This is a genomic window from Psychrobacter sp. Sarcosine-3u-12 (genome assembly GCF_002836005.1).
Taxonomy (GTDB): domain Bacteria; phylum Pseudomonadota; class Gammaproteobacteria; order Pseudomonadales; family Moraxellaceae; genus Psychrobacter; species Psychrobacter okhotskensis.
In genome coordinates, this window is sequence record NZ_PJBY01000100.1 from 128,569 (window position 1) to 141,178 (window position 12,610).

The following is a 12,610-nucleotide window of genomic DNA, read 5'->3' on the forward strand; positions in this document are numbered from 1 at the left end:
CCTTTGTCTGAATAAGCTTTATCAAATCTTAAATAAAAAAAGCCACTATCAATAGTGGCTTTTTTTTATGCAATACGATTTTTATTTATTCTTAACGACTTTGTCTTAACAGCATTATCTTGACAACAGATTAATGACGGAAGTGGCGCATGCCTGTAAATACCATCGCGATACCATGCTCATTCGCTGCAGCAATCGTTTCGTCATCACGCATAGAACCACCCGGTTGGATAATCGCCGAGATACCTACTTCAGCAGCGTTATCAATGCCATCACGGAACGGGAAGAAGGCATCTGAGGCCATAACAGCACCTTCTGTGGCTAAGCCTGCATGTTCAGCTTTGATAGCGGCGATACGTGCTGAGTTGACACGGCTCATTTGACCAGCGCCAACACCAATAGTGCGTTGACCCTTGGCATAAACGATGGCGTTAGATTTGACGTATTTTGCGACGTTCCAGCTGAACAGTAAATCTGCAATCTGCGCTTCTGTTGGTTGCACGTCAGTGACGATTTTTAGGTCATTAGCGGTAATCAAACCCAGATCCTGCTCTTGTACGAGTAGCCCGCCGTTAACACGCTTATAGTCGAGCTGGCTTTCGCGCTGTTCAGGTGTTGGTAGCTCGCCGCATACCAAGACGCGCACATTTTTCTTAGCAGCAGTTGCTTCAAGCACCCCATCTTCGATACTAGGTGCAATAATCACTTCTACAAATTGATTGTCGATAATTGCTTTTGCTGCCGCAACGGTCAATGGGCGGTTAAAGGCAATAATACCACCAAAAGAAGACTCAGGATCGGTGCTAAAAGCGGTGTTATAAGCAGCGACTTGGTCGGTATCGACCGCGACACCGCAAGGGTTGGCATGCTTAACGATGACGCAAGCAGGGGCGCTGAACGCTTTTACGCACTCAAGTGCTGCATCAGTATCAGCGATGTTGTTATAAGACAGTGCCTTACCTTGTAATTGCTTCGCCGTGGCAATAGAAGCTTGCTGGCTTTTTAGTGGATTATTTTCTGTATAAAATGCCGCGTTTTGATGTGGGTTTTCACCGTAACGTAGATCTTGTGCTTTTTCTAGCTGCACGTTAAAGGTGCGTGAAAAATTCTCTGGCTCTTGAGTCTCATTGACTCGGCTACCTAAGAAGTTGGCAATCATACCGTCGTATTGTGCAGTATGTTCAAAGGCTTTCACCGCTAAGTCGTAGCGTAGGGCAGTGGTCAGTTTAGTGCCATCACCCAAGGCTTCAAGTACGCGCGTATAATCAGCAGGATCGGTTACGATACCAACGTGGGCGTGATTTTTCGCCGCAGAACGTACCATCGTAGGACCACCGATATCGATGTTTTCGATGGCATCGTTCATGGTGACATCCGCACGAGCAATCGTCTCGGCAAATGGATAAAGATTTACCACGACCAAATCAATACGCTCAATTTGATGATCGCTCATAACCGTATTGTCAGTGCCACGGCGTCCTAAGATGCCACCATGAATTTTAGGGTGTAGCGTCTTTACACGACCGTCCATCATTTCAGGAAAACCGGTATAATCTGACACTTCGGTCACCGCAACATTATGCTCTGTCAGCAGTCGATAAGTACCGCCAGTAGATAACAAAGCAAAGCCTGCTTTAATAAGGCCTTGAGCAAATTCGACGATATTGGATTTATCGGAGACCGACAGTAGGGCAAGTGGGGCTGTACTCATAAGAAATTTCCATAAAAAAAGCCTGACGTAAACGTCTGGCAAGGTGATAATGACAATCGCTGCCGACAGTATCACAGTGGATAAGGTCATAAACGATAAATTGCCATACATAATGAGGGTTAATGACGATCGGTAAGCTCATCTGGCCGAGGTTACATTAAGTTATAGGTTTTAAGTTTTTTGCGTAACGTACCACGATTGAGACCCAAGATTTGCGCGCATTTGGTCTGATTGCCGCGCGTTTGCTCAAGGACGACAGACAATAGCGGCTCTTCGATTTGTTTTAAGATAAGCTCATACAAATCGGTGGGTATCTCATCGCCTAACATCGCAAAATACTGACGCACCACTCGCTCTACGTTCACACGCAAAGGTTCAGGAGTATGCCCATTGTTCATAAGGCTATCTAGAGAAGGCTCTAAATCACGGATAGAATGCTGATAATCGTCTTTATTATAATCGGCAAGATGCTCAGAGCTTTGGGCAAAACGATTGGCATTATGCTGTGCATGAGTTGCCATAAGATAATGTCCTTGAGATTAAAAAGAGTCAAACCATAGGGGTTTAGACGGGTATTATAACAAATTAATATCGGTTAGCATTGACAGATTGGACGTTATCTCAGCGGCAATGCCATTCAACGAAGACTTTTCAATTCCAAACTATTTCGTTACTGCTATTTATTAAGGTCTCGCTTATTACTTCTATTTATTAAGGTCTGCTTCAATAAATAGGATTAATACGGACTTCACGGATTTGAGCATTGGCAACCGGTATCGTAAATAGCAGTTGTCTGCGACTGGCAGCCGCTATTTGGTTTTGGGTACTCAATAGATAATCATCTGGTGCTGCAATAAACTCTCCGAGTAGGGCATCTGTCCCGTAAACACTGACCTTAACATTAGGGTAAAGCTGGGCTTGTGGGCTTTGGTTGTTTAACGTTGCACTTACCTCACTAAAAGTCCCCGTTTTTTTAATTTGGCTAGGCTTGTGATTGAGCTCAGTGATCGTCAAGGCAGATAAGTCAGCGCTAGGAAGGCTGCAAGCCGCGATTGTGCAGATTGTCTGTAGACGCTCCGCATGAGCGGGATTTTTTACCAAGGTTTCTAAATTAAAAATAACATACTGGGCAAAAAGTAGCAGCGCCAATACTAAACAGCCAAGCGTCCACAGTAGCGAGGCAATTGAATGCCGCGTTGGTGTTGGCGCAAATTTCGCTTGCGCTTGCATTTTTTTGACCCGCTCTTCATGTGTTCGGTCTTCGTCTCTAAAGGGCACGCCCATGCTGAGCAAGAGCTGCGATAAATCCGTATCCTCTTGGATGCTATTGTCATTATTTTTTTGCTCTTTGAGCAGATCTTCGAGCCAAGCGTTGTCAGTCGTATCATCAATATTGGCATGGATATTATTAGCCGCCGCTGAACTAAGCGCAACTTGGGCAGGTGAGGTAGACTGCGTTGCTGCTAATGTTGCGTCTGCTGCTGATTTGGGTGCTTTATCAAGCTTACTGCTGGCGGTGGAGGTGCTATGACTACTGTCGGTTGCATGGGTCAGCCAAGCGTCCATATTTTCTAACGAGTCATATTCCAAACTACTTTCATCTGCGTCATCGATATCCATGTCATCATAAATTAAATCATCATGAATTAAGCTGTCAGAGGATAAGGCGGCTGAAGATTGCTTATTAGACAGTTTATTATGAGTAAGCGGTGTGACATTACTGGTATTATTTGGGTTGGTGGTTGTGCTATCTGCTATTTTTGGTGGCGTGTCGGTGGTGACGATAAGGTGCTTATTGACCAAAAAACTCTGCTGACACTGGTCACAGCAAACGGTGGCGTTTACTTTATTTAACTGGGTTTGTTGTAATTTAAAGCAAGCTTGGCAATGAGGGCACTGAGTTTTTATTGGCGTGGTCATAGGGTCGAATCCAAAAAAGTATGGTTATCAATACCGCGCAGCCACTCACCAATAGTTGCCTCTAATACTCAGGCTTCTACTTAGATACTCATCGTTAAATGCTTGACACATTCATGAGCAATAGACAAGGACAGAGTGGCGTCAAATACATAACATTTGACTGCCCCTCTATCGTAACAGATGTAATTAAATGTTGCTAGCCTGTAAATGTACCAGATAAACGCTGCCAATGTTGGTCTTCTTGCGCCGTAAAGGCATGCTTCGGGTCGAGCGCAAAATAAGGCTGATACGCGGCAGTCACTTCTTCAGTTTGTGACTCGATTAAGCCGGCTAACACGATACGACTTTTTGGTGCCATTAAGGTGACAAAGTAAGGTGCTAAGCCAATAAGGGGCTTGGCTAAAATGTTGGCGACCATCACTTCTACAGGTTTGACGTCGTTTTGTTTCCAGTAATCAGTAAAGTCTTCGGGTAAAAATGCTTGCAAGCGATCATCGACATGATTGCGTACGGCATTTTGGTTGGTCGCCAGCACAGCTTGTGGATCGATATCAACGGCATAGACCTGACGTGCCCCTAGCAATAATGCCGCAATACCTAAAATCCCTGAGCCGCAACCATAGTCAATCACTACTTTGTCACTCAGATCTTGTTCTGTTAGCCAGTCGAGGCACAAGCGCGTGGTGGCATGATAACCCGTACCGAAAGCTAAGCCGGGGTCCATAATAATATTGATCGCTTCAGGATTGGGCGGCGTTATCCAGTTAGGCACAATCCATAAGTTATTGGCGCATTCTATAGGATGATAATTGCTCATCCATTCACGTTCCCAATCTTTATCATCCACAGCACTTAGCCAAACACGACTGGCGTGTACTTGTGCACCAATTTCGTGACTTAACTGTTCAACGGCATAACGGCTACCAGTGTCTGTGCTGGCATCGAACAATCCTGTCAGGATCACTTCATCCCATAAGGGTGACTCACCAGGCAATGGCTCAAACAAGGGTTGATCCCCTGCGTCATCTAAAGCGATTGATAGTGCACCTGCTTCTAGTAACAGCGCCTCAGCCAGATCGACGTTTGCTTTTTCACACTGTAAGTGCAGTTGTTGCCATGCCATAACGATAACCTTAATCTAAAATAAAAATGAGTGTTTTGGATAAATGATGCGTATGCACAATATAAAAAGTGAGTAGATAGCAAGTTATAGACTTAGTATTTACTCACTTCGGTATGTCTTGATACTAACGCAGTGCTTGCTTTGCTTCATTGATGACGCGTGAGTTACCCTGCGCTTGCCCTGATTGCAAAATAATTTGCCAGAGCGCGCGTCTGCGATTGGCATCTTGCGAGACGCTAAGACCACGGCGAGCCATGGCTTCTGCCTTGCGCGGTTGGTTCTTTTTGAGAGCGACTTGTGCCAGATAAAAATACACCGCTGAGGATTTGGGCGCGAGTCGCTGGGCGCGGGTAAAGCTGCTCTCAGCATTGGTCAGCTTGCCTGATTTTAACTGACCAATCCCTGTTTGCATAAGATTGCGAAATGCTGGCAGGTCACTGTTGTTAGTAGCCGCTTGTTGACTGCGTTGTTGCGAGTTTTGGCGCGCGCGCTCTAATAGGTCATTGTGCGACGGTATTGAAGGTTCAGAAATTATATAGTCATCACGGGACGGCGTAATGATTACGGCATCGGGCTGTGAAAACACAGGACTGGATGGGGAGTTAGGCGCTGTGTACACTGGAGTTTGTTGCGTTAATGGGTTTGTCGCTGAAGATGGGCCAGACGGCGCATCAGACTGGATAGGGTAGTCATTTTTTTCATCATTATCGTCGCCTTCTCCATAGCCCCTGTGATCAATAATCGGCGCTTGAGTCGCAGGTTTTACGTTGGTAACCGATGAAGGCGCTGCTGTCTCTTGACGTTGTGTTGCTGGCATCGTTTGAGCAGGTGTTGTGCTCGTCGCAGTAATAGGCGCCGTTTGACAGGCACTCAAGCTCATCATGCCAACGACCGCACTGGCAGCGAGAACAGTATTCGCTAGAGTATTCTTTTTAGCCGTGCTAATAATGTCCTGCTTAACGGATACGCTTTGCTGTATAGATGACACCATGTTAAGACCCTTTTAAGTTTTTAAAAACAATGTTAGAACCATTCAACCGCACGGTCGTACCAAGTATCGGTACCGCCCTGCGCATCATTATCATCTTGGCTCTCGGTCTCAACCGCTTCGCCATTTGGAATGTCTAAGCCTTCGCGGCGGCGTTGCTGATTGATAGCGCCTTGCTCACTCTGTTCTTGAGCGCGATCTTGTTGATACAATCCGATGGCACAACTACTGGCTTCTTCGGGCAAATGTGCTGACATTACTGGCAAATAGCGCGCATCAGTACAGCGCTCATTTGATAGCTTACCAGAATTGTTTTCAAGCCATAACCACTCAATACCTTCCGGCTCAGGTAGTGATACTGGCGTCAATTTTAAGCGACTCATATAGTCGACCCAAACTGGTAATGCACCTGTGCCACCACTCAGACCGATTGGCTTATTATCATCACGACCGACCCAAACCACGCTGACATAGTTACCACTATAACCAGCAAACCAAGCGTCGCGATAGTCATTTGTGGTCCCTGTTTTACCAGCGAGATTCAGGTTGCTACCAAGCGACTGTGCTCGTTTAGCCGTTCCGCTGGCGACCACTTGCTGTAGCGCGTAATTGGTCAAAAAGTTGGTCTCAGGCGGGATACTACGCTGTGTATTGAGTCCAGTGCGCTGCAAGATACGACCGCGATCATCAATGACGCTACGAATACTATGAATGGGCGTGCGAAAGCCACCAGTAGCAAACACTTGATAGACGCCAAGCATATCCATTGGGCTAAGATTGACCGATCCTAATAATGCAGAAGGATAAGGCGATATTTTCTCTTTAATACCCATACGCTGTAGCTGCTTGGCAAAAGTATCGATCCCAAATTCCATGCCTAAGCGTACCGCTGCTTGGTTATAAGACTGAGACAGTGCAGTGGTAAAGGGGACATAACCATGATCACGCTTGTCATAGTTTTGTGGATTCCACTTCGTACCGTCATTTAGGTTGACGGTAACTGGTGAATCATCGACCGAACTTGCCAAATTATAGCGACCGCTTTCGAGCGCTGTCATATAAATGATCGGTTTTAATAAAGAGCCCACTTGACGCTTGGCATCGACGGCGCGGTTAAAGCCCGTAAATTCACTGCCGCTACCGACCACAGAGACCAGCTCACCAGTCTCTGGATTGGCACTGACCAAGGCACCTTGTAAATCTTTGGTTTTGCTGCTGCTACGACGGAGCTCGCCCAGTTTTTTATCGACTGCTTTATCGGCGGCTAATTGGGCAATAGGGTCGAGCGTACTAATAATCGTCAGACCTTCATTTTTTAAGTCATCAGAATAATAGACGGTATTCAATTCACGCTTGACGATATCGAGAAAGTCAGGAAATTGGCTTTTGCCTTCGACAGGCTTGTCAGCGATACCCAGTGATCTCTCTATGGCTTTATCATAGTCTGCTTGACTGAGCGTGCCCATCGCTAGCATGTTGCTAAGAACGACATTACGACGTGCTTTTGAATCGTTTGGATGGCGACGTGGATTATAGACACTCGGGCCTTTTGCCATACCAACGAGCAAGGCTTGCTGGTCTAAGCGCAGCTCGTTCAGCGGTTGATTAAAATAGAACTGCGCTGCCAAACCAAAGCCATTAATAGAGCGGTTGCCGTTTTGTCCTAGGTAAATCTCGTTCAGATACGTTTGTAGAATTTCATCTTTACTATAATGGAGCTCAAGTAACACAGCCATTAGGGCTTCATTGGCTTTGCGTTTTAGGGTGCGATCTGAATTCAGATAAAAGTTTTTAATCAGCTGCTGGGTGATGGTCGAACCACCTTGTCTAGAGCCGCCAGAGAAATTATTAATGATTGCACGGGCGATACCGCGTATCGATACGCCTTTATGCTCATAAAAGCCGCGATCTTCCGTGGCTATTAATGCATCAATCAATGGCTGTGGCACCTCATCTAAAGAGACGACCATACGATCTTCATTGCTGTCTGGGTAAATGCCGCCAATACTAACCGGCTCAAGGCGAATAATGCCGCTCTTAGCCGGTAAAGTGCTTTGAATCGACTCAATCTTATTACCAGCAATCGTCATTTTGATGACTTGCTCAGTGTCTATATCGTTGGAGCTATAAGTAAAACCGCGCGTATGGATATAATAGGTATTGCCAGACTTACGATAGGTACCGGTGCGATCATAGGCTTTGTTGCTTTGATAATTAAGCAGCTCAAGCCATGTCTTAATCGTGCTGTTATCGACGCTGGCACCTTGGTAAAGCTCAAGTGGCTGCGAGTATACCTTGGCAGGAATATCCCAGCGCTTACCTTCGAACTTGTGGGTAATGGTGCGATCAAGCTTGATCAAATACAGCGCCAATAGCACCATGCCAGCGATAATGACAATTAATAAAATACTACTAAAGACCAAGCCGCGCTGCTGTGAGGGTAGCGTGCTGATAGCAGACGTAGATGACGAAGGAAGCTTGGAGATTGGTCGCTTAGAATTAGATTTTTGCACGGATGATGCACCATTTAGGGATAAAAAACTGCCTCATAATGACGCAAATTGACAAATTTTTCAATCTATCATCATCAACTCAGGCATTCAGTGGGATGACTCTGTGAGGGGTTATGCTGTTCACAGCACCGGCTTATAGTATAATCGATCTATTGACAGCGATGTTTATACGAAAACACAGCGCGCTTTTAATTTGCTTTATCAGTGCCATATAAGATAACAATTTACGATTATTCTAACGATGTTTTTTGTATGAATTAGCGGTTGATTCTCTATCTGTGCTAGCCGTGTCGAGCTTATTTAAAATAGCTGTTTTAAATAACATTAGGCATATTTGATGATAGCAAGTTTTCTCAAAGTGAATTGGGTTCGAGCAAACCTGTCTAAAGGAAGTAAGCGCGATTATGTCTAGTGCCCCCTCACCAATACCAACCTCCAGCCATTATTATGAAGACAACTCTATCACCGAAGGGTTGGTACTGCCCCTTGCTGGTCATTGCTTCCACTGTGGCGATCCAGTACCGCAGCCGCCGTTTTATGCCGATATATTGGGTAAATCCCGTGAGATGTGCTGCATGGGTTGTCAGTTGGCCTCGCAAAGTATCGTCGAGGCAGGGCTTGAGCAATATTATCTTGATCGTTCGGAAATCAACCGTACGGCAAGTTTGCCTACCCAACTGACGCGCCTCGAAGCCTATGATCATGATGAGATAAAATCACAGTTCGTCTACGCTCAAGATGGTCTGTCGGTGGCAGAATTGTCCGTTAACAACTTGCGCTGTGCTGCCTGTACGTGGCTCATCGAATCGCGTCTTTATGAGATTGATGGCATCAGTAAGTGTCAGGTCAATTTGACCAATCAGCGTATGCGCGTCATTTGGGACGAGAGTAAGCTGCCTATCAGCCGTATTCTAGCCGTTATCAATGAAATTGGCTACGAAGCCAAGCCTTACCGTCAAGACACCCATGAAGCAATGCTGGCTAAGCACAATAACAAGATGCTGCTACGTCTAGGAATTGCTGCTCTGGGCGCGATGCAAGCGATGATGTATGCGGTCGCACTATATTTTGGTGAATATAGCGGGATGTTGATATTGCAGCGCGACTTTTTGCGTTGGGTGTCGTTATTCGTCAGTATTCCCGTGTTCTTTTATGCGGGCATACCGTTCTTTACGTCTGCATGGTCGGCAGTTCGCGCGCGCCAAGTCAATATGGATGTACCGGTCAGTATCGCCTTGATTGTTACATTTTTCGCCAGTTTGTACGCCACCATTACTGGAAACGGTCAGACCTATTATGATTCGGTCAGCATGTTTATTTTCTTCTTATTGGCAGGGCGTTATATCGAGCATAATGCCCGTCTAAAAGCGGCGACGATGGCCAATGACTTAGTAGTGGTGGAGCCAGTTTTAGTACAAAAAATTGCTGAAAACAAAGGAGACGCTGCGCTCATTTTGCAGCAGTTACAACAAAATGTTTCGAATAAAACAGATACGAGTGCTATTAATCAGGCAGTTCATGAGACAGGTGCTGATAGTGCAATAAGTGCCGCAGTCAGCGCTCCAACAAAGTATACACCCAATTTTATGCAGAGTATGGATGCCAATGTTCATCAAATAACCAATCGTATAGCTCAAGACTGGCAACAAACCAGCCGTCAACCAGACCTATTAAAGCCAGATTTGTTAAAGCCAGTGTATGGTGCAGAACAAAAACAGATGGTGACCGCTCAAAGCTTGCAAGTGGGTGACATCATCATGGTTGAGGCTGGCTCTGAGATTATCAGCGATGGTATTTTGCTTAGTCCAACTGCGACCGTCTCCCAAAGTCTGCTGACGGGTGAGGGTGATTTAATCATCAAGTCTCAAGGCGACTATATCGTCGGCGGCGCACAAAACGACAGTCAGCCGTTTGAGATGCTGGTCACGGCACTGCCAGAAGACAGTCAGATTGGATTAATTGATCGGCTGATGAACCGTGCCATGAGTGAAAAGCCCAAACTGGCACAGCAAGCGGACAAGCTGGCTCGTTGGTTTGTGGCGCGGATTTTAGTGTTGTCAGCATTGGTATTTATCGGCTGGTATTTTGTCGATCCAAGCCAAGCTATTTGGGCAACGGTTGCAGTCTTAGTGGCGACTTGTCCTTGCGCGCTGTCACTAGCCACACCGATTGCTTTGACTGTCTCTACCAATCGATTGGCCAGCTATGGCTTTTTGACCACGCGTGGTCATACGCTGCAAACCTTAGCAGAGATTACGCATGTGGCTTTTGATAAAACAGGGACATTGACTTATGGCAAGCCAAACTTACTGAACATTGAGCTAATAAAATCGTTCAGCCAAGATGAAAACGATGACTCAAGCGCGTTGCCTTTGCAAAAAGACCGTTTTTTAGCCATTGCCGCGGCCTTAGAAGTAGGCAGTCGTCACCCGATTGCTCATGCGCTACTGACCGCCGCTTATCAATTACATCTGCCGCCCACTCAAGCCTTGCTGCATTATCCAGCAGGCGGGGTAGAAGCCATGATTGATGGCGTTCTATATCGTATTGGTCATATGGATTTTGCTTTGGATAAAGGTGCTACTGGTGCAAAGGCAGACAATGATTTAACGATCGATTTACTGAGCCAGCGTGCCAGCTCAGCGGTTGTGTTGTCTTGTCAAACAAGCTCCTCAAGTGGATGGCAAGCGCTGGCGTGTTTTTACTTTAGCGATAAAGTGCGTGATAACGCCCGCTCAATGCTGGATACGCTCAAAGGCTTAGGTATTGAGTCTGTGATGCTGACGGGCGACCCCAGTCCGCAGGCGATGGTCATGGCGGAGACTTTGGGCATGCAGGCGGCATATAATGGTCTGTCACCAACAGATAAGGTCAATCATATCCAGCAGCTGCAAGCACAAGGGTCAGTCGTGCTGATGGTTGGTGACGGTATTAATGATGCGCCCGTGTTGGCAGCAGCAGATGTGTCGACTTCGATTGCTGGCGCGGCAGATTTGGCGCAGGTGTCAAGCGATAGCATCATCCTTAATGGACAGATTGAAGCCATCACGGCCGCCAAGCGTATCGCGGATAAAACGGAACGCATTATCAAACAAAACTTCCGCTGGGCACTGGCTTATAACAGTATCGTATTATTACCTGCCGCGTTTGGTTATGTCCCACCTTGGCTTGCCGCCATTGGAATGTCGCTTAGCTCATTATTTGTGGTATTAAATGCGCTGCGTCTAAAACGTGCTTAGTTTCTTATACGTGGTATTTATCTGCATATAATACCTACTTTGGTTCAAATATAAAAAAACCGCCTTTAGCAAAAGACGGTTTTTATTTTAGGTATCATTATTATTAGCCAGTTATAGATTAGTCTTGTAGGTAGCTAAGCAGACGCATAAATTCGATATACATCCATACTAGCGTCGCAAGAATACCGATACTAAATAACCATTCGTAGTCTTCAGAAACACCAGCTGCTACGCCGCGATCAATGTTATCAAAATCAAGTAATAGCGTAAAAGAAGCGATAACAATCACAAATAAACTGAAGCCAATAGCGATAACGCCACCTTCAAATAAGAAAGGTAAGCTCGAACCGAACGCTAAAGAAAGAACCCACTGGGCGACATAAACGAGCATGATGGCTATAAGCGCTGAGGTGACGATAGAGCGGAATTTTTGCGTTACCTTAACGAGACCAGAGCGATATAGCCCTAGCATAACGGCTGCTGTCACAAAGGTCGCACACATTGCAGTCACTGGCACGCTTGGATACATTCTCATAAAAAACAGCGAGATGCCGCCTAAGAAGATACCTTCTAAGAGCGCATAAGGGACCGCGAAAGTTTTGGCTTTTTGTGGCTTAAAAGTGATAAAGATCGCGAGACCAAAAGCGGCAAACATACTACCAAAGGCCGCCATGGTAATAAAACCTTGCGATAAACCTGCCATCAGCGCATAAAAGAAAAAGCCGACACCAGTGATAGCAGATAAACCAAGCAACAAGCTGGTCTTTTGGATGACACCTTTGACGGTCATCGGCTGACCGCCGATCGCAAGCTCTGCGCGACTGACAATAGGATTGGCCATACATATGTCCTTAATTAAAAATGATATAAATTACTGCTACTTTAGCAAAAGCTTGGTTATTGTCAACTGTGTTTGCGTGACGGCTGTCAAGGATTGACGCAACCATCATCTGACTTATTATTTGGACTAGCTAGGGATGCTCAGTAGCGCGGTAAGCAGGCCATAAATGGGCGTGCAATGGTTGTTATATGGGGTTGATTACGACAGTTAACAACGATAATTGATAAAACATGCTAGTTTAAGCGCTCATTTATCGCTATCATTGCCCTGTATTT

General features: G+C 45.8%; 8 protein-coding genes. 1 reads left to right on the forward strand and 7 read right to left on the reverse strand.

Annotated features, from left to right (window positions below; genetic code table 11):
• Positions 1–130: 130 nt before the first annotated feature.
• The 6 genes from purH to mrcB all read right to left on the reverse strand — a co-directional run bounded on the left by purH (position 131) and on the right by mrcB (position 8,255).
• Positions 131–1,711 (reverse strand): bifunctional phosphoribosylaminoimidazolecarboxamide formyltransferase/IMP cyclohydrolase, encoded by a 1,581-nt coding sequence (gene purH / locus CXF65_RS08500; RefSeq protein ID WP_101211724.1) that lies wholly within the window; start codon positions 1,709–1,711, stop codon positions 131–133.
• Between the two features lie 152 nt (positions 1,712–1,863).
• The gene (locus tag CXF65_RS08505) at positions 1,864–2,109 is read right to left on the reverse strand and encodes a helix-turn-helix domain-containing protein (protein WP_037026284.1); all 246 of its coding nucleotides are present in this window, start codon (positions 2,107–2,109) and stop codon (positions 1,864–1,866) included.
• A 325-nt stretch (positions 2,110–2,434) separates the two neighbouring features.
• The gene (locus CXF65_RS08510; protein ID WP_101211725.1) at positions 2,435–3,631 is read right to left on the reverse strand and encodes a DUF3426 domain-containing protein; all 1,197 of its coding nucleotides are present in this window, start codon (positions 3,629–3,631) and stop codon (positions 2,435–2,437) included.
• A gap of 196 nt (positions 3,632–3,827) precedes the next feature.
• Positions 3,828–4,754: a 50S ribosomal protein L11 methyltransferase gene (prmA, locus tag CXF65_RS08515; RefSeq protein WP_101211726.1), complete on the reverse strand. Its 927-nt coding sequence runs from the start codon at positions 4,752–4,754 to the stop codon at positions 3,828–3,830.
• Between the two features lie 124 nt (positions 4,755–4,878).
• A complete protein-coding gene (locus CXF65_RS08520) occupies positions 4,879–5,745 on the reverse strand; it encodes a tetratricopeptide repeat protein (protein WP_101211727.1) in 867 nt (288 codons plus the stop codon).
• A gap of 32 nt (positions 5,746–5,777) precedes the next feature.
• The gene (mrcB, locus tag CXF65_RS08525; protein ID WP_101211728.1) at positions 5,778–8,255 is read right to left on the reverse strand and encodes a penicillin-binding protein 1B; all 2,478 of its coding nucleotides are present in this window, start codon (positions 8,253–8,255) and stop codon (positions 5,778–5,780) included.
• Positions 8,256–8,659: 404 nt separating this feature from the next.
• Between mrcB and CXF65_RS08530 the strand changes: the two genes are divergently transcribed.
• Positions 8,660–11,494 carry a heavy metal translocating P-type ATPase gene (locus CXF65_RS08530; protein WP_101211729.1) on the forward strand — a complete coding sequence of 945 codons (2,835 nt, stop codon included), beginning with the start codon at positions 8,660–8,662 and terminating at the stop codon, positions 11,492–11,494.
• 118 nt (positions 11,495–11,612) lie between these two features.
• On the opposite strand, the gene CXF65_RS08535 is transcribed toward CXF65_RS08530, so the two are convergent.
• Positions 11,613–12,335, reverse strand: a complete 723-nt coding sequence (locus CXF65_RS08535) for a Bax inhibitor-1/YccA family membrane protein (protein WP_025653033.1) — start codon at positions 12,333–12,335, stop codon at positions 11,613–11,615.
• Positions 12,336–12,610: the final 275 nt, after the last annotated feature.

What these genes read in the sequence shown, in the direction of transcription:
- purH (WP_101211724.1), bottom strand. Translation starts at nt 1,711, where the DNA reads ATGAGTACAGCCCCACTTGCCCTACTGTCGGTCTCCGATAAATCCAAT.
- CXF65_RS08505 (WP_037026284.1), bottom strand. Translation starts at nt 2,109, where the DNA reads ATGAACAATGGGCATACTCCTGAACCTTTGCGTGTGAACGTAGAGCGA.
- CXF65_RS08510 (WP_101211725.1), bottom strand. Translation starts at nt 3,631, where the DNA reads ATGACCACGCCAATAAAAACTCAGTGCCCTCATTGCCAAGCTTGCTTT.
- prmA (WP_101211726.1), bottom strand. Translation starts at nt 4,754, where the DNA reads ATGGCATGGCAACAACTGCACTTACAGTGTGAAAAAGCAAACGTCGAT.
- CXF65_RS08520 (WP_101211727.1), bottom strand. Translation starts at nt 5,745, where the DNA reads ATGGTGTCATCTATACAGCAAAGCGTATCCGTTAAGCAGGACATTATT.
- CXF65_RS08530 (WP_101211729.1), top strand. Translation starts at nt 8,660, where the DNA reads ATGTCTAGTGCCCCCTCACCAATACCAACCTCCAGCCATTATTATGAA.
- CXF65_RS08535 (WP_025653033.1), bottom strand. Translation starts at nt 12,335, where the DNA reads ATGGCCAATCCTATTGTCAGTCGCGCAGAGCTTGCGATCGGCGGTCAG.